General features: G+C 64.0%; 14 protein-coding genes and 1 pseudogene. 13 read left to right on the forward strand and 2 right to left on the reverse strand.

Going from position 1 to position 16729, the window contains the following annotated elements:
- Positions 1–30: 30 nt before the first annotated feature.
- The 5 genes from ACZ1G8_RS08945 to ACZ1G8_RS08965 all read left to right on the forward strand — a co-directional run bounded on the left by ACZ1G8_RS08945 (position 31) and on the right by ACZ1G8_RS08965 (position 4707).
- Entirely contained in the window at positions 31–1008 is a 978-nt protein-coding gene (locus ACZ1G8_RS08945; RefSeq protein ID WP_472679086.1) for an NAD(P)H-dependent flavin oxidoreductase, read from the forward strand.
- An 11-nt stretch (positions 1009–1019) separates the two neighbouring features.
- On the forward strand, positions 1020–2162 hold the full coding sequence (locus ACZ1G8_RS08950; protein ID WP_472679087.1) for an acyl-CoA dehydrogenase family protein: 1143 nt from the start codon (positions 1020–1022) through the stop codon (positions 2160–2162).
- 12 nt (positions 2163–2174) lie between these two features.
- On the forward strand, positions 2175–2906 hold the full coding sequence (locus ACZ1G8_RS08955) for an SDR family NAD(P)-dependent oxidoreductase (protein ID WP_472679088.1): 732 nt from the start codon (positions 2175–2177) through the stop codon (positions 2904–2906).
- A 4-nt stretch (positions 2907–2910) separates the two neighbouring features.
- Positions 2911–3933: an aldo/keto reductase gene (locus ACZ1G8_RS08960; protein ID WP_472679089.1), complete on the forward strand. Its 1023-nt coding sequence runs from the start codon at positions 2911–2913 to the stop codon at positions 3931–3933.
- A gap of 99 nt (positions 3934–4032) precedes the next feature.
- A complete protein-coding gene (locus tag ACZ1G8_RS08965) occupies positions 4033–4707 on the forward strand; it encodes a response regulator transcription factor (RefSeq protein WP_221552439.1) in 675 nt (224 codons plus the stop codon).
- A gap of 87 nt (positions 4708–4794) precedes the next feature.
- On the opposite strand, the gene ACZ1G8_RS08970 is transcribed toward ACZ1G8_RS08965, so the two are convergent.
- Positions 4795–7551 carry a TonB-dependent receptor domain-containing protein gene (locus tag ACZ1G8_RS08970; protein WP_472679090.1) on the reverse strand — a complete coding sequence of 919 codons (2757 nt, stop codon included), beginning with the start codon at positions 7549–7551 and terminating at the stop codon, positions 4795–4797.
- A gap of 110 nt (positions 7552–7661) precedes the next feature.
- Positions 7662–9242: a hypothetical protein gene (locus ACZ1G8_RS08975; RefSeq protein WP_472679091.1), complete on the reverse strand. Its 1581-nt coding sequence runs from the start codon at positions 9240–9242 to the stop codon at positions 7662–7664.
- A 241-nt stretch (positions 9243–9483) separates the two neighbouring features.
- Between ACZ1G8_RS08975 and ACZ1G8_RS08980 the strand changes: the two genes are divergently transcribed.
- The 8 genes and pseudogenes from ACZ1G8_RS08980 (at position 9484) to ACZ1G8_RS09015 (ending at position 16725) form a co-directional block, all read left to right on the forward strand.
- A complete protein-coding gene (locus tag ACZ1G8_RS08980; RefSeq protein WP_472679092.1) occupies positions 9484–9867 on the forward strand; it encodes a hypothetical protein in 384 nt (127 codons plus the stop codon).
- A gap of 194 nt (positions 9868–10061) precedes the next feature.
- A pseudogene (locus ACZ1G8_RS08985) lies at positions 10062–10660 on the forward strand (lytic transglycosylase domain-containing protein).
- 6 nt (positions 10661–10666) lie between these two features.
- Positions 10667–10972, forward strand: coding sequence for a TrbC/VirB2 family protein (locus ACZ1G8_RS08990; RefSeq protein ID WP_221429148.1), 306 nt, complete (start codon positions 10667–10669; stop codon positions 10970–10972).
- A gap of 1 nt (position 10973) precedes the next feature.
- Positions 10974–11258, forward strand: coding sequence for a VirB3 family type IV secretion system protein (locus tag ACZ1G8_RS08995; RefSeq protein ID WP_221429147.1), 285 nt, complete (start codon positions 10974–10976; stop codon positions 11256–11258).
- Positions 11248–13677: a VirB4 family type IV secretion/conjugal transfer ATPase gene (locus tag ACZ1G8_RS09000; protein WP_472679093.1), complete on the forward strand. Its 2430-nt coding sequence runs from the start codon at positions 11248–11250 to the stop codon at positions 13675–13677. Before ACZ1G8_RS08995 ends, ACZ1G8_RS09000 begins: the two co-directional genes overlap by 11 nt.
- Positions 13674–14864, forward strand: a complete 1191-nt coding sequence (locus tag ACZ1G8_RS09005) for a TrbL/VirB6 family protein (RefSeq protein ID WP_472679094.1) — start codon at positions 13674–13676, stop codon at positions 14862–14864. The genes ACZ1G8_RS09000 and ACZ1G8_RS09005 overlap by 4 nt, the downstream gene beginning before the upstream one ends.
- Positions 14861–15628, forward strand: a complete 768-nt coding sequence (locus tag ACZ1G8_RS09010) for a TrbG/VirB9 family P-type conjugative transfer protein (protein ID WP_472679095.1) — start codon at positions 14861–14863, stop codon at positions 15626–15628. Before ACZ1G8_RS09005 ends, ACZ1G8_RS09010 begins: the two co-directional genes overlap by 4 nt.
- Entirely contained in the window at positions 15628–16725 is a 1098-nt protein-coding gene (locus ACZ1G8_RS09015) for a TrbI/VirB10 family protein (protein WP_472679096.1), read from the forward strand. The genes ACZ1G8_RS09010 and ACZ1G8_RS09015 overlap by 1 nt, the downstream gene beginning before the upstream one ends.
- The last annotated feature ends 4 nt before the right edge of the window (positions 16726–16729 follow it).

Here is a 16729-nt window from a genome sequence, read left to right on the forward strand (position 1 = left end):
AAAACGCAATCAGACTTGAGGAGAGGCCCCATGAAAACCCGCATCACCGAAATGTTCGGCATCAAGCACCCGATCATCCAAGGTGGCATGCACTATGTCGGCTTCGCCGAAATGGCGGCGGCAGTATCGAATGCGGGCGGCCTCGGCATCATTACCGGCCTCACGCAAGGTACACCCGAAAAGCTCGCCAACGAGATCGCGCGCTGCAAGGACATGACCGACAAGCCCTTCGGTGTGAACCTCACCTTCCTGCCCACGGTCAACGCACCCGATTATCCCGGACTTGTTCGGACCATCATCGAGGGCGGTGTGAAGATCGTCGAGACAGCGGGCAACAATCCGGCGCAGGTCATGCCCTTCTTCAAGGATGCGGGCGTCAAGGTGATCCACAAGTGCACCAGCGTACGCCATAGCCTGAAGGCGCAGTCGATCGGCTGCGACGCGGTCTCTGTCGACGGCTTCGAATGCGGCGGTCACCCGGGCGAGGACGATATTCCGAATATGATCCTGTTGCCCCGCGCAGCGGACGAGCTGGAAATCCCCTTCGTCGCTAGCGGCGGCATGGCCGACGGCCGCAGCCTCGTGGCCTCGCTCGCCATGGGTGCGGACGGCATGAACATGGGCACGCGCTTCATCGCGACCAAGGAAGCTCCGGTCCACGAGAACGTGAAGAAGGCAATCGTTGCAGCCTCCGAGCTCGACACCCGCCTCGTCATGCGCCCGCTGCGCAATACCGAGCGCGTGATGACCAATGACGCGGTCGAGGAGTTGCTCAAGATCGAGAAGGAGAAGGGCGACGACCTCAAGTTCGAGGACATCATCGAACAGGTCGCAGGCGTCTATCCGCGCATCATGACCGAAGGCGACATGGATGCAGGCGCATGGTCCTGCGGCATGGTGGCAGGCCTCATCAACGACATCCCGACCTGCCAGGAACTGATCGACAACATCATGGCCCAGGCCGAGGAGATCATTACCCAGCGCCTCGCCGGTTTCCAGAACGCCTGAGGGACCGACCCATGCTCGATACAAGCAAGCGCTTCGCCTACAACGACGACCACGAGGCCTTCCGCGACACGGTGCGCAAGGTTTTTGCCGAGCACATGGTCCCCTATCTCGACAAGCACGAGGAAGAGGGCATCGTCGGGCGCGAGGCGTGGAAGGCGCTGGGCGAAGCGGGCATGCTCTGCCCGACCGTTGCCGAGGAGAACGGCGGGCTCGGGCTCGACTTCGGCTTCAACTGCGTGATTGCCGAGGAGCTCAGCTACATGGGTTCGTCTGCCGGTTTCACGCTGCAGAACGACATCACGGTCAACTACTTCGAACGCCTCGGGACCGAGGAACAGAAGCAGAAGTATTTGCCGGGCATGGTGTCGGGCGACATCATCACGGCAATTGCCATGACCGAACCGGGCGCTGGCTCGGACCTGCAGGGCGTGCGCACGACAGCGAAGCTCGACGGCAACGAATGGGTCATCAACGGCTCAAAGACCTACATCACCAACGGTCAGAACGCCGACTGCGTGATCGTGGTCTGCAAGACCGACCCCTCGCAGGGCGCCAAGGGCACTTCGCTGATCCTTGTCGATGCGGGCACTCCCGGTTTCGAGCGCGGGCGCAATCTCGACAAGATCGGCCAGCATGCCGCGGACACGTCCGAGCTGTTCTTCAATGACTGCCGCGTCCCTAAGGAGAACCTGCTGGGCGGAGAAGGCCGGGGCTTCATCCACCTGATGGAAGAGCTGCCGCAGGAGCGCCTGTCGATCGCCGTCGGCGCGCAGGCGGGTGCGCAGCGCGCATTCGACGAGGCGGTGAATTTCACCAAGGACCGCAAGGCTTTCGGCAAGACCGTTTTCGAGTTCCAGAACACCAAGTTCACGCTCGCCGATCTTGCCGCCAAGCTGCAGGTAGGCTGGGCGCATCTCGATTGGGCGATCCAGCGTCACCTGAAGGGCGAGCTGACCACGGACGAGGCGAGCGCTGCCAAGCTGTGGCACACCGACCTCCAGTGGGAATGCTGCGACGCCGCGCTCCAGCTGCATGGCGGGGCCGGCTATATGAACGAATATCCCATCGCGCGGCTTTGGCGCGATGCGCGCGTCCAGCGCATTTATGGCGGCACGAACGAGATCATGAAGGAAGTCGTGAGCCGCGCGATCTGAGGAGAGAGACAGATGACCGACCCGCTCGACTATTCCAGTAAGACCGTCCTCGTGGTGGGGGGCACGAGCGGGATCGGAAACGGCATCGCGCAGGGCTTTCGCCAAGCCGATGCCACCGTCCACGTAACCGGCACGCGAGGGTCGGTGGATGATTATCCGGACAGCGACATGGATGGCCTCGCCTTCCATACGCTCGATGTCTCGGACCGCGACGCGGTAGATGCTTTCGACTGGCCCGATACGCTCGACGTAGTCGTGTTGTGCCAGGGCATCGCGCGCTATGGCCGCGAGGAATTCACCCGCGAGGGCTGGGACGCGGTCATGGAGGTCAATCTCGACAGCCTGCTCGATTGCGCCAATGCCACGCGCCAGAAGCTCGCCGACACCGGTGGCTCGCTGATTATCGTAAGCTCGATCGGCGGTTACCGCGGCCTCATCGGCAACCCAGCATATGGCGCGAGCAAGGCCGGCGCAATCAGCATGGTCAAATCGCTTGGCGTCGCTTTCGGCGCAGAGGGCATCCGGGTGAACGGCATTGCGCCGGGCTACGTCCACACCAAGATCAACGACGTCTTCCTCTCGAACGAGGGGTTCCAGAAACAAACCATCGCCGCCACACCCCGCGGGCGGCTCGGTCTGCCCGAAGACATGGCAGGCGCTGCACTGTTCCTCGCTTCGCCGCTGGCGGATTTCGTTGTCGGCCAGACCATCAGCGTCGATGGCGGTCTGAGCGTGGGGAACTAGCGACATGGAATACGTCAATCTCGGGCCCAGCGGGCTCAAGGTATCGCGTCTTTGCCTCGGCTGCATGAGCTATGGTGACACGACCAAGGGCTGGCACGGCGACTGGGTTCTCGGCGAAGATGAAAGCCGCCCCTTCATTCGCGAGGCGGTAGAGGCGGGGATCAACTTCTTCGACACCGCCAACATGTATTCCAAAGGCGCTTCGGAAGAGGTCGTCGGCAAGCTGCTGCCCGAGTTCACTCTGCGCGACGAGATCGTAGTGGCGACCAAGGCTTTCCTCCCCTGGCGCAACACGCCCAATGCCGGCGGCAATTCGCGCAAGAGCCTGTTCCAGGCGATCGACGACAGCCTTGGCCGGCTGAAAATGGATTACGTCGACCTCTTCCAGATCCACCGCTGGGACGAGACGGTGCCGGTCGAGGAAACGATGGAGGCGCTTCACGACATCGTGAAGGCAGGCAAGGCGCGCTATATCGGCGCGTCCTCCATGGCCGCCTGGCAGTTCGCCAAAGCGCAGGAAATTGCCCGCGCGCGCGGCTGGACGACCTTCATCTCGATGCAGAACCACGTGAACCTCCTCTACCGCGAGGAAGAGCGCGAGATGATCCCTCTGTGCCGCGACCAGGGAGTGGGAATCATTCCTTGGTCACCGCTCGCCAGGGGCAAGCTGGCGAGGGCGTGGGACGAAAGCACCGTGCGCAGCGAGACCGACGGGTTTGGCAAGATGCTCTACACGCAGAATGTCGATGCCGACCGCGAAGTGGTGGAGGCTGTTGGTGCGATCGCCGAGGATCGCGGCACCTCGCGGGCGACGGTTGCGCTCGCCTGGCATTTCGCGAAGCAGATGACGGCGCCGATCATCGGGGCGACCAAGCCCGGGCATATTGCTGCGGCGGTCGATGCGATGACCCTCGACCTCACCGACGAGGAAGTCTCCACGCTCGAGAATCCCTACCTGCCGAAGATGCCGGTAGGCGTCGCTTCGACCGCACCGGGCTTCGGGAAAATCACGCTCGCCGACGGCTGAAAAACGCGGTTGTTACAATCCCGATGAATCGGTCACACGGCAGTCACATGTCTGGGCCATCGCTGTTCGCGTATTCCAGGGGACAGGGACCGCCCGGGCGTGAACGTGACAACTATTCTGCTGACCGGCGAAGATGCATCCGATTTCGCCGATTTTGACCACGGCGATACGCGTTTCGTATTCGACCGACTCACCGAAGCCGGGCCGCAGCGCCTGCTCGACGGGCCGGTCTGCGCCTTCGTCGACTGGGTCATGGACGAGCTTTCCGGTCTCGAGATGTGTCGCCGCCTGCGCGCAGACCCTCGCACCGCCGATGCCCATATTACCATGGTGCTGGAAGGCTGCGATCCCGAGGACAAGCGCCGCGCGCTGGCCGCCGGTGCGGACGACTACATGGTCGGTCCGACCGATCGCACGACCGTCCTCGACCGTGTGCTGGCTCTGGGTACCGGCAGGGCGGCCGCCGTTTCGACGCAGCCATTCCAGCTTGGCGACCTAGAGATCGACTTGCCCGCCCTGCAGGCGCGTTGGCACGGCAAGCCCATTTCCCTCCGCCCGAACGAATTCCGGCTGCTCCGCTTCTTCGCTGAAAACGCCGACCGCGTGATGAGCCGCACCGAGCTGATCGACGGCCTCGGCAAGCAGGACCCACCGATCGACGAGCGGACGGTCGACGTCTGGATCGGCCGCCTTCGCAGGGCCCTGCGCAAGGTCGGCGCAGGCGAACCGATCCGCACGGTCCGCTCGCTCGGCTACGTATACGACAGCCACTAGAGCTTACGACCCTATCCCAAGGCAGACGCAAAAAGGGCCGCACCTCACGGGTGCGGCCCTTTAGTTCGTTCCGAGGAGATGGGGAGCTCAGAACTTCAGCGAAGCACCCAGGCTTATGCTCCGGCCAACATCGTAGCTGTTGATGTCGATCCGGGTGGTGCCATTGGTCTGGAATTCCTCGTAATCGCGGCCGGTGAGGTTGCGCGCCTCGAGCTTCATTTCGAGCTCGTTACCGCCGAACACCTCGAAGCCTTGGCGGACCACGAAATCGACCGAGAGACCCGGCTTCTCGATAATGTCGGGAAGCGGGCCTGCACCGCGGCCGGTGACCCGTTCGCTGGCGTATTTGAGCAGCACGGTGAACTGGCTCAGGCGATCGAGATCCTCGAGGCCGAGCTGGAGGTTCACGAGGTGGTCCGACTGACCGGTGAGCGGAACGCCGTCATCGAAGAAGTTCGTCGCCGGCTGGTCCGCGAAGGGGAAGACCAGCGCAATATCGTCCGGACCGACTTTGATCTCCGACTGGGTGTAGGTGTAGTTCGCGATCGCAACCAGCTGCTGGCTCTCGAACCAGCCGCCCAGGTCGACGAGATCGTAATTGTACTGGAACTCGACCTCTGCACCGAACAGCTCGGCCGAGGGCGCATTGGCGAAGCCCGATACAATTTCGTTGTCCGAGAAGCTGGTGAAGACTTCGATCGGGTTCTCGATGTCCTTGTAGAAGCCGGCAACACTCGCGCGGCTGCCACCACCGATGTAGTATTCGAGGCGTGCTTCGAAGTTGGTCAGCTCGCTGTCGACCAGACGCGGGTTACCGTTGAACTGACGGTTGGTTTCCGGATCGAAATAGGTCTGGAAGATCAGCTCGCGGAACTGCGGACGGGCAACCGTCTTCGAGGCGCTGGCACGGAACTGCAGCGCGTCGGTCAGTTCCCAAGTCAGCGTACCGCCCGGCAGCCAGTAGTCGTTCTCAAGCTGCGTGCCCGAGGTGGAGCCGAGCGGGCTGGCGAAGACTTCGACGGCCTCGACCGACTGCACTGCATCCTCGTAGCGCACGCCAACGTCGAGCGAGAGTGTTTCGAACGGACGGAGGTTGATCTTGCCGTAGGCCGCGTGGATCTCGAGGTCAGCCTGGAAAGCCGGGTCGGCCTGCGTCGTCTCGAAGATCGTCAGGTTGTATGGGCCGATGCCAGCTTCTGCCTGCGCCGCCGGATCGAAGGCGAAACCGATCAGCGCATCGCCGAGCAGGTTGTCCGGACGGAACGCGCCGAAGACTTCGGGGAAGCCCGAGGATGCACGAATGTCGAACTCGCGGCGGGTCGAGAAGCGGCTGGTGTCGGTATAGGCATAGCCAACCGTCGCGTTGAGCCAGTCGTTCACGAAATAGCCGACGTCGATGCCGCCGTAGTAGAGGTCTTCCGTCAGGTCAGAGAATGAGACGATGGCGCCGCCGCGCTGGGGGTCGAGCGTGTTGAGGAAGACGTCGCCGAACGGATCGTTCGCGTTGTTGGTGCGGACATACTCGAAGGTCCACTCGAACGGTGCCTCGCGCTGCGTCTGGGCGTAGCCGGCACGAAGGTCGACCGAGAGGTCGCCGAATTCGAGCTCGCCGACGAACTGGCTGTTGAGCAGCTGGCGTTCGAACCACGCGGTGTCCTGGATCAGTTCTTCGTCATCGTCCTGGAAGTCGATGCCCTGTTCGAGCGACGCGCGCTTGAGCGTGTCGTGGATGAAAAGGTTGGTGAGGCGGAACTTGTGCTCGCCGATTTCCAGACCGAAGCCGAGCAGCGCGTTGGTCAGCACGCGGTTATCCGTGGTGAACTCGCGGAAGTCGGTGTCGAGGTCGAGGTCCTCGTTCACCGCGGTCTGCTTGGTGATGAAGCGGTTGCGCCACTTGTTGCTGATCGAGGCGGTGGCAATGATGCCGAGCATGCCGTCGGAGCCGACGTCGAGCGAGGTACCCGCGGTAATGCCGGCCGAGAAGTTCGCCGGAAGGTCGCCGATCTTCTGCAGCAGGTAGAGGGTGGGATCGTTGAGGTCCTGCAGGACACCCTGAACGTTGACGTCGGGATCGCCGATACGGGCGCCGCTGTCGAAGAAGCCCTGGAGGTTGGCGTAGTTCGACACGTCGCGGCGGCCCTGGTCGAAGCCGGTCCAGTCGTAGTCGCCGCCGAAATATGTATAGCCGGGACCGAAGGTGGTCTCGCTGTCACCGCTCAGCGAACCGCTGATGGTCACGAAGTCTTCGGTCGGAATGGCGCGAGTGGTCAGGTTGACCACACCGCCGCCGAATTCGCCGGGGAAGTTGGCCGAATAGGTCTTCTGGACGAGGCTCGATGCGACAACGCTGGTCGGGAAGATGTCGAGCGGGACCACGCGGCTCAGCGGCTGCGGAGAGGGGAGCGGCAGGCCGTTGAGGAGTGCGAGCGAGTAGCGATCGCCGAGACCGCGGACATAGACGAGGCCGTTCTGCTGCGAGAGGCCGGTCACGCGGCTGAGTGCGCCCGCGATGTCGCCTTCACCCGTGCGGGCGATGCTCTCGGTGTCGAGAACGGTGACGACCTGCGGCGAGGCGCGGGTCACGTCGCGCGTGCGACGACCGGTGACGACGATGGTGCCGCCGGGGATCGAGATGTCGGGCTCTGCCTGCTGCTCTTCCTCGGCGATATCGCCGGGGACGGTGTCGTTTGCCGCATCGACGTCCTCGGTCAGTTCCTGGTCGGGAACTTCCTCTTCGGTCGGCGGCGGCCCCTCTGCTCCGGTGCTCTGCGCAAGCGCGGCAGCCGGGAAGGTCAGGGCGGTGGAAAGCAGGAGCAGCCCTGCAAGCTGCTTGCCAGTGGACATATGAATGACCCCCTCGAATTCAGGTCGGTATCAGTGGCGGGGCAAGGCCCCGGAAACGGGTTGGGGCGGGGGTCGCGCGGCGATGCGCGAACCCCGCCCCGATCATGCGATCAGTTGTAGACCGGCAGGCTCGTGCAGTCGGACACGGAGCTGTCGAAGGTCACGGTGGCAGAGTTGCAGGTCCAGCCGTTCACCCAGTCCTGGTTCTCGGTGAAGACGGCGCCGATACGGGCCGGGGTCTCGAAGAAGGCATCCCAGGCCGACACGTCGAACACCGGCACGGCGTCTTCGTTGCTGCCGTTGAGGAACAGCATCGCGAGCGTGTTGGTGAATGCCGAGTTGGTGTTGGTGCCGGCGTTGAAGCGCGTTTCGATTTCCGTTGCGGTCACACCCGAGCTGTCACGGAATGCGGTTGCGCAATCGAGCACGAGCGAGTCGAAGGCGACCGGGCCGGCTTCGTCGATGGCAGCGTTAGCCGCACGGTTCAGCTCTTCCGGACCGTCGATGCGCAGGCAGGGCGTGCCTTCGGTCGAAACGATCACCGAGTTGGCGATCGAGTAGTCGGCGAAGCCGCGGATACGGACGACTTGGTCGTCGGCGCGCTGGTGAACGAAGGTGGCGTTGGAGATGCGCGTGTTCTGGCGCGGCGTACTTTCGTTGAAGGCATTGTCCGAATCGGCCTCAATGATCGTGTCGCCGGCGCCGGGGCGCTGGATGGCGATGACGTACTGGAGGTTTGCCTTTACCCCGGTGTCGGTGTCGATGCTGTCGTCTTCCGCGCCGACGACGATCATGTTCTGGACATTCACGCGGCCACCGAAGAATTCGACGCCGTCATCCGAGCTGTTGTAGCTCATGATGTTGTTGAGCACGGTGCCCGAGCCAGTGCCGCCGGTGGTGAGCGATTGAAGCTCGCTGTCGCCCGAAAGGACGAAGCCCGAGTAACGGATCTGTACGTAGCTCATCTCGCCCGAGCTGTCGTCCGGGGTCGCACCGCCGAAGATGGCCGGCTGTGCAGCACCTTCAACCTGGCGTTCGCAGTTCACGCTGCCCGGGGTTGCGCCTGAAGCGATACAGTCGGTGACCGGAGCGCGGCCCGAAAGGACGACGCCGCCCCACTGGCCCGACGAGCTGTCGTTGTTGATGCCGAGCACGTTGTCGCGGCTGGTGAAGATGATCGGGCGGCTGGCGCTGCCGACGGCGCTGATCGTGTTGCCGCGGTTGACGTTGAGGAAGCTCGAGCCCGAAGCGTAGACGATTACGCCCGGTTCGATGGTCAGCTCGACATTTGTGTCGTCGAGGCCGTCGCTGTTGTCCGGAGCCGGACCGCCGTCGGTGCCGACATCGACGCGGCCGTTCATGCGATAGAGCAGGCCTTCGATGTAGGGGAGGGTCGAGCTGGCGTTGAAGCGAGCGGGCATAGTGCAGACGCGGTATTCGCCGGTCGGGCCGCTGATTGTGCCGTCGTCGGTTAGGCCCTGCGCGTCGGCGATGGTCGGGCAGCCTGCTGACGGGGTGACGAGCGTGCCCGAGGTCGGGGTCGGCGTCGGGGTCGGCGTGCCGCCACCGCCATTGCCGTTGTTGATGGTGATGTTGCCGCCGGTGCCGGGCGAGACGATTTCGTCGGCGCCGCAGCCGGCAAGAGCGATTGCGGAGGCGCCAAGGATAAGCGAGCGATGGAAATTGGTCACGGGTTCGGTCCCCTCAAAAACCGGGAAGAAAGTCGAGATTTCGAATGCGAATTCGTTGATCGCGACTCGCCAGCTAGGGACGCCGTGTGACAGTTTGTGTTGGTTCGTGACCGTTGTGTTGCAGTTTCAACAGCTGTGGCACGAAGATCGTAGATTTCAGTTTTGTGACAATGTGACGGTTTTGTTGCAGTCGGTTTTCCGGCGAGGTATTTCGCTCCCATAAGTCTGGGAGAGAAAACCAATGTCCTTGCTCGTAGCTGCCACCCTTCTGGTCGTCGCCGACAGCTCCGCCCTGGTCGTCACCGCACCCGAAACGGAATTCGATATCGGCTATGAAGAGCTGATCGCCGGTCACGATCACGAAGCGCTTGCCGCGATCGAGGAATGCGAGAAATCTTCGCACCGCGATCCTGCTCGCCAGATCAATCACGGCATCGCCCTCGCGCGGCTGGGCAATTATGAAGAAGCCCGCGTTCGCTTCAGTGCAGCGGCCCGCAATGCTGACCGCTACGAGCTCGAGACTTCGACCGGAGAATGGGTGGATTCGCGCGTTCTCGGACGCCGCGGTCTCGCCATGCTCGAAAGCGGCGATTTCCAGAGATACGCAGCGCTCGCGAGCCGCTAACTGGCGGCCACCACCGGGCCTAGAGCCCCCTTGGTCCGCATCGCCTTATCGGTGGTGCGGGCTTTATTTGCGCCGCTTAGGGGCAAATTTACCATATTCATGCTTACGTCACCCTACTGTCATGTATGAAGGCCATTGGGGCCGCACGGAGGGTGTACGACATGATCTGCACACACCCGGCGTTGGTGACGGGATTGATTTGCACCGCGCTGGCCGTCTTCCCGGCGAAGGCGGATGTAATTGAGATCGATGATGACGGTGCACGCTGGAAGGCCGGCGGGGGCACTGCCATTGCTGCTGTCCAGCCTCCTGCAAGCATGTTTGCCGCTCCGGTAGAGGAAGTTCCGGCAGAGATTTACGTGCCGGACACGATCGCCTCGGATCCGGCACACCATGCCCGCGGCGTGCCCGCTGCCTACCAGGCCAAGGTCGCCGAGCTTTCGGCCAAGTACGACCTCAGCGCCTCGCTTATCGAAGCGATGGTCTGGCAGGAAAGCCGCTGGCGGCATGATGCGGTTTCCCCGGTCGGGGCACAGGGCCTCGCCCAGCTCATGCCGGGCACTGCGCGCGACCTTGGCGTGGACCCGCGCGACCCCTTCGCCAATCTCGAAGGCGGTGCGCGGTACCTGCGCGAACAGCTCGACCGTTTCGACGGCGATTTGGAAAAGGCGCTCGCCGCCTATAATGCGGGACCCGGACGGGTCGAACGTGCGGGGGGATCCCGCGTATCCGCGAAACCCAGAATTACGTCGCCTCGATCATGGGGCGGCTCGCAGATCACTCACGGGAGTAAGAAAACTTGAAATCGCTTTTCGCAAAGCTGGCCGTCATCCTGGCCCTTGCAAGTCCTACCGCCGCGATGGCGCAGGTGCAGACGAACGATCCGGCCGGTTCGGGCCCGATCGTCAACGCGCTCGGCTGGCTGCAGGGAACGCTGCTCGGCAATGTCGCCACTGCGGTTGCCGTGATGGCCGTGGCTGCGGTCGGCTTCATGATGCTGACCGGCCGGCTGAACTGGCGTTTCGGCGCAACCGTGATCATCGGTGTTTTCATCCTCTTCGGCGCGGCATCGATCGTCGCCGGCATCCAGCAGGTTGCGGCATAAGATGACCGCCCTCGTTCGCCACCCCGTCCACAGAGCGCTTACGCGTCCGCAGATGTTCGCGGGCGTAACGTTCAACTATTTCATCATCAACGGGGTGGTGACGACCGAGATTTTCCTGATCACCGGCAGTTTCTGGGCGCTTTTCGCAGCGCTCGTCATGCACGGTGTCGGCTACTTCGCCTGCCTTCGCGAGCCGCGCATCTTCGACCTCTGGATCACCAAGGTCTCGAAGTGCCCCCGCGTGAAGAACTACAAGCATTGGGGGTGCAACAGCTATGCCGCGTAACGGCAAATGGATCGGCCCTGCCGCCTGGAGTTCGAAGGAAGCCCGTGCCGGCGACCGCCTGCCCTATGCGCGGCTGGTCGACGAGAACACCGTCCTGCTGCGCGACGGCAGCGTGATGACCGCCATCCAGGTCCCCGGCCTCCTGTTCGAGACCGAGGATAGCGAGGCGCTCAATGCCCATGCGGCGACGCGCGAGGTCATGCTTCGCTCGACGCTCGATGCGCGCTTTGTGCTCTATCACCACGTCATCCGCCGCCGCGTGTCGGTCGAGCTCGATGGCACCTTCCCCGATCCGATCAGTCGCCACATCGATGCTCGCTGGAAAGAACGCCTCGGTTCGGGCCAGCTGTTCGTGAACGACCAGTTTATCACGCTGATCCGCCGCCCCGCGCGGGGCAAGGCCGGCCTTGTCGAGCGTGTGGGCAAGACGCTGCGCCGCCAGAAGGACCGGCTCGAAGCCGATCCCAAGGACCTGCGTTCGCTGCGTGCGGCAGCGCAAGGTCTCGTCGCCTCGCTCCAGTCCTACGGGGCGAGCGTGCTCGGCGAATACACGGGGCCGCAGGGCAATCTGAATTCGGAAATGCTCGAGCTGCTCTCCGCGCTCTACAACGGCGAGATGCGCCCGGTGCGCAAGCCGAGCGAAGACGTCGATCTCGGCATGATGCTGCCCTATCGCCGCGTGAGCTTCGGCCTCGACGCGATCGAGCAGCGCGGTTCGGGCTCGCCCGATTTCGCCGCCATACTCGGTCTCAAGGACTACCCCGAAGCGACCAGCCCGGGCCTGCTCGACGGCCTGCTGCGCCTGCCATTCGAGATGATCGTGTCGGAAAGCTATGCGCCGACCGAGCGCCAGACGGCTCGTGAGCGCATGGACCTCGCGATCCGCCGCCTGAAGAGCGCGGACGAAGAAGCCGCCGCCGAACGCGCAGACATGTTGGCCGCGCGTGACGAGCTTGGTGCAGGAGCCGTCGGCTTCGGCGACCATCACCTCACCGTCATGGTCAAGGAACGCGACCTCGGCCGCCTCGACGATGCAACTGCCGCCTGTGCCGCCGCGCTTGCGGACACCGGCGCGATTGCCGTGCGCGAAGATACCAATCTCGAGCCGGCATTCTGGGGCCAGTTCCCCGGCAACGAAGGTTATCTCGTACGCCGCGCGCTGATCTCCAGCGCCAACATGGCGAGCTTCGGCAGCCTGCACGGCTTCGCGCTCGGGCAGGCCTACGACAACCACTGGGGCGATGCGGTCACGCTGCTGGAAACCACCAGCGCGACGCCGTTCTTCTTCAATTTCCATCACGGCGACCTCGGCAACTTCTCGGTCATCGGGCCCTCGGGTTCGGGTAAGACCGTGGTGATGAACTTCCTTGCCGCTCAGGCACAGAAGTTCGCGCCCCGCACGATCCTGTTCGACAAGGATCGCGGTGCAGAGCTCTTCGTGCGCGGCATCGGCGGGCGTTACGACAGCATCCGTGCAGGCCACCCCACCGGATTCAATCCGATGGCGCTCGAAGACACGCCGACCAACCGCGCATTCCTTCGCGACTGGCTGGGCGTGCTGCTCAAGGCCCATGGGCCGGAGGAAGAGGCGACGATCGCTCATGCGGTCGATGCTGCCTATGCGAACGATGCTTCGCTTCGCCGCCTGCGTCATTTCAAGGAACTGCTTTCGGGTAGCCGACGTCCGGTGCCGGGTGATCTTGCCGATCGTCTCGGCGCATGGATCGGTGAGGGCGAGAACGCATGGCTGTTCGACAACCCGGAAGACAAGCTCGACCTCGATGCCCGCGTGCTCGGCTTCGACATGACCGCGCTGCTTGAAAATCCCAAGCTGCGCACTCCGACCATGATGTATCTCTTCCACCGTATCGAGGAGCGTCTGGACGGCAAGCCGACCATGATCCTCATCGACGAGGGGTGGAAGGCGCTGGACGACGAGGTCTTCGCCGCACGCATCCGCGACTGGCTGAAGACGCTGCGTAAGCGCAATGCGCTTGTCGGTTTCGCCACGCAGAGCGCGCGCGATGCCCTGGAAAGCCGTATCTCGACCGCGCTGGTCGAGCAGACCGCGACCATGGTCTTCATGCCCAACTCGCGTGCGCGGCCAGAGGATTACTGCGATGGCTTTGGCCTCACCAGCCACGAGCTGGCACTGATCCGTACGCTTCCCGCGCACAGCCGCTGCTTCCTCGTGCGCCAGCCGGACGCAAGCGTCGTCGTGCGTCTCGACCTTTCGGGCGCGCCTGAAGTGCTTACGCTGCTTTCGGGCCGTGAAAGCTCGGTCCGCCGTCTCGACACCCTGCGCCAGGCGATGGGCGATGCGCCCGCCGACTGGTTCCCCGCGCTCACCGGCACTGCGTGGCCGGGCGGGGCGAACGAGGCCAATGACGATATCGAGATCGGACTGGCTGCGGAATGACCAGCGCGAACTGCCAGCAGGTCACCGAACAGGTAGGCAACGGTGTCGCAGCAGCACTGCGCGGCGTCGACTGCGTTGCCGGTGAAGCGAGCGCGGCTGCCTTCGGCAAGCTGTTCGCACCTGGCGGCGCGCTTGGCACGACGCTCACGATCCTTCTCACGCTTTACGTCGCGATCTTCGGCTACCTGCTGCTGACTGGTCGCACCAATATCGGCGTCCGCGCGTTGATCCCGCGCATGATGACGCTCGGTCTCGTGCTGACCTTCGCCACCAGCTGGGTCGCTTACCAGAGCGTCGTGTGGAACATCTTCGTCGGCACGCCCGACTATCTCGCCGGCATCCTGACCGGCACGCGAGGTTCGGCGACGGACGTCTTTGCGCAAAAGATCGACGTGGTCTTCATCGCGATACAGGAAGCCAGCGGCAACAATTCGGACTTTTCGGCATTCTCGCCGCACGGCATGATGTGGCTCGGCGCCATGCTGTTCATGCTCGGGACCGTCGGCCTTCTGGTCACGACCAAGATCGCACTCGGCATCCTCGTGGCGCTTGGCCCGATCTTCGTGGTGCTCGCGCTGTTCAATGGCACACGCGGCCTGTTCACGGGCTGGCTCAAGGGCCTTGTAATGTGCGCGCTTGCACCGCTCTTCGCGGTGCTGGGTGGCTCCATTATGCTCGAGCTTTCCGTCCCGATCCTCTCGGCCCTGACCGAGCAGCCGGGCGTAGTGCCCGCGCAGGCCGGCATGGCATTCTTCATGATCGGCGCGGTGCACGTCGCGCTGATGGTGATCGTCTTCAAGGTCGCAGGCGCGATGGTATCGGGCTGGAGCGTGTTCGGCCTCGTCCCGTCGAAGGAAGACGGCGGCACGGCTTCCGGGCCCGCCTCTGCTCCCATTGTCACGAACCAGCAGCAACCGCTCGCCCAGGCGCAGGCCGCTACGCAGGCGAGCGACCAGGCGCGCCGCATCGACGTATCGGCGCTCTCGACCGGCTCGGCCGCGAACGATAGCGGCGCAGGCGGCGAAGGCGGCGAAGGTTCGCGCACCACCAAGGTCTATGCCACCCCTTCAGGTGGCGCTCAGCTCTCGCCCGCTAGCAGCGGGCCCAGCCGCACGGCAGGGATCGGCAGCCGCTTCAAGTCCGCCCCGCCGCGCAGCCTCGATGCTTCTACGGAGAATAAGTCATGAAACGCGCGTTTATCCCCGCGCTCGCGCTCGCTGTCATTGCGGTTCCGGCACAGGCCGATCCGCGACTGCAGGAAGTCGTCTACGACGAGTTTTCCGTCGTCACGCTGCCCGGCCGCGTGAACGTACAGGCCAGCATCGTTTTCGGCGAAGACGAGGTGATCGAGAATGTCGCCATCGGCAATTCGCAGACCTGGCAGGTGACGCCCAACAAGCGCGCCAACATCCTTTTCGTGAAGCCGCTCGAAGTGCGCGCTGCGACCAACCTCACGGTCGTAACGAGCAAGCGCACCTACCTCTTCGACCTTGTAGCCAGCCCCAATGCGAAGCCGGTCTACGTGCTGCGCTTCAACTACCCGGTCGATCCGGAGGAGGAAGCCCGCAAGGCAGAACTCGCGCAGGCGGAACCCGCTGCGCCGGAAGATCCGTTCGCTTCGGTCGATCCGGCCGACCTCAACTTCGCCTGGAACGGCGAGGGCAATGAGGCGCTCCTGCCCGAACGAGCCTTCGACGACGGCGAAGCTACCTTCCTCACATGGACCAACGGCCGCGACGTACCGGCCATCCTCGTCACCAATGCCAAGGGCGACGAAGGTCCGGTCAACTATACCGTTCGCGGCGACACCGTCGTGATCGACGGAGTGCCGCGCTCGATCATCCTGCGTTCGGGCGAGGAAAGCGCGACGCTGGTAAATTCCGGACCGGTGCGCAGCACCGAAAGCCGCGATCTCGGCGATACGTCGCTTGCCCAGAGGGGAGAAAGCTGATGCGCAGTGCCCTGAAGACCTCGACCAAGGGTGTCGCAAACGACATCGATCCGCGCGACGAGAGCGATGCGGAGGTCATCGATCTCGCGCAGCGCAACGCCTTCCCGGCGGTGGCGCGCCCTGGCGGCAAGAGCGATGCGCTCGGCATGGTGGCGGGCATCGCCATCGTTGCCGGTCTCGGCGCGGTAACGCTGTGGAGCATGAACGCCGCGCGCACGCCGGCAACCGAAGGCATCGGCAATCCCGACGTTGCTGCGCCAGTGCCCATCGTGGCTCCGGTCCAGCCGCCCGTTGCAAACCCCGTCCCGCAAGCGGCCGCGGCGCCTGTAATGGCACCGGCGCCCGTCCTTGCGGCATCCCCCGAGGCTGTGCCGGCCGGCAATCCGTTCAACAATCCGACTGTCGTCTTCGATGCCGGCTCTGCTGTCGGCCTGGTCGATCCGACCGCTGACGGCGTCGCTGCAGCAGCAGGTGAAGCCACCGGCAACTCGGCGACCGATTTCGCCAGCCGCGTCGGCGGCGTGGGCGGCGCTCCCGCGCAGGCCAAGGCGATGACCAATCCCTCGACTACTGTCACGCAGGGCACGCTCATCCCCGCAATCCTCGAGACCGCGATCGATACCAACGTGCCCGGCTACGTCCGCGCCGTGGTGAGCCAGGATGTGCGCAGCTTCGATGGCTCGCGCATCCTCGTGCCGCGTTCGAGCCGCCTGATCGGCCAGTACCAGTCAGGCATGCAGAACGGTCAGAAGCGCGCCTATGTCATCTGGACCCGCCTCATCCGTCCGGACGGTGCATCGGTGAACCTCGCATCGCCCGCCATCGGTTTCGACGGCACCACGGGCCTTGCCGGCAAGGTGTCGGGTAACGGCTTCTTCAACCGTTTCGGTTCGGCAATGCTGCTGTCGGTCGTCGGCGGCCTCGGCACGATCGCGACCGGCGGGGCAGGCGGCATCGTGCTGGGCGGGGCGAGCCAGTCGGCTGCCGCTACCGCAGCCCAGCAGGATGGCGAACGCAGTCCCACGGTCCGCGTGAAGATCGGCGAACCGATCCGTATCTTCACCGCCCGCGACCTCGACTTCTCGCGCGTCAATTAAGGCA

Source organism: Qipengyuania sp. BR81-2, assembly GCF_055693895.1.

What these genes read in the sequence shown, in the direction of transcription:
- ACZ1G8_RS08945 (WP_472679086.1), top strand. Translation starts at nt 31, where the DNA reads ATGAAAACCCGCATCACCGAAATGTTCGGCATCAAGCACCCGATCATC.
- ACZ1G8_RS08950 (WP_472679087.1), top strand. Translation starts at nt 1,020, where the DNA reads ATGCTCGATACAAGCAAGCGCTTCGCCTACAACGACGACCACGAGGCC.
- ACZ1G8_RS08955 (WP_472679088.1), top strand. Translation starts at nt 2,175, where the DNA reads ATGACCGACCCGCTCGACTATTCCAGTAAGACCGTCCTCGTGGTGGGG.
- ACZ1G8_RS08960 (WP_472679089.1), top strand. Translation starts at nt 2,911, where the DNA reads ATGGAATACGTCAATCTCGGGCCCAGCGGGCTCAAGGTATCGCGTCTT.
- ACZ1G8_RS08970 (WP_472679090.1), bottom strand. Translation starts at nt 7,551, where the DNA reads ATGTCCACTGGCAAGCAGCTTGCAGGGCTGCTCCTGCTTTCCACCGCC.
- ACZ1G8_RS08980 (WP_472679092.1), top strand. Translation starts at nt 9,484, where the DNA reads ATGTCCTTGCTCGTAGCTGCCACCCTTCTGGTCGTCGCCGACAGCTCC.
- ACZ1G8_RS08995 (WP_221429147.1), top strand. Translation starts at nt 10,974, where the DNA reads ATGACCGCCCTCGTTCGCCACCCCGTCCACAGAGCGCTTACGCGTCCG.
- ACZ1G8_RS09000 (WP_472679093.1), top strand. Translation starts at nt 11,248, where the DNA reads ATGCCGCGTAACGGCAAATGGATCGGCCCTGCCGCCTGGAGTTCGAAG.
- ACZ1G8_RS09005 (WP_472679094.1), top strand. Translation starts at nt 13,674, where the DNA reads ATGACCAGCGCGAACTGCCAGCAGGTCACCGAACAGGTAGGCAACGGT.
- ACZ1G8_RS09010 (WP_472679095.1), top strand. Translation starts at nt 14,861, where the DNA reads ATGAAACGCGCGTTTATCCCCGCGCTCGCGCTCGCTGTCATTGCGGTT.
- ACZ1G8_RS09015 (WP_472679096.1), top strand. Translation starts at nt 15,628, where the DNA reads ATGCGCAGTGCCCTGAAGACCTCGACCAAGGGTGTCGCAAACGACATC.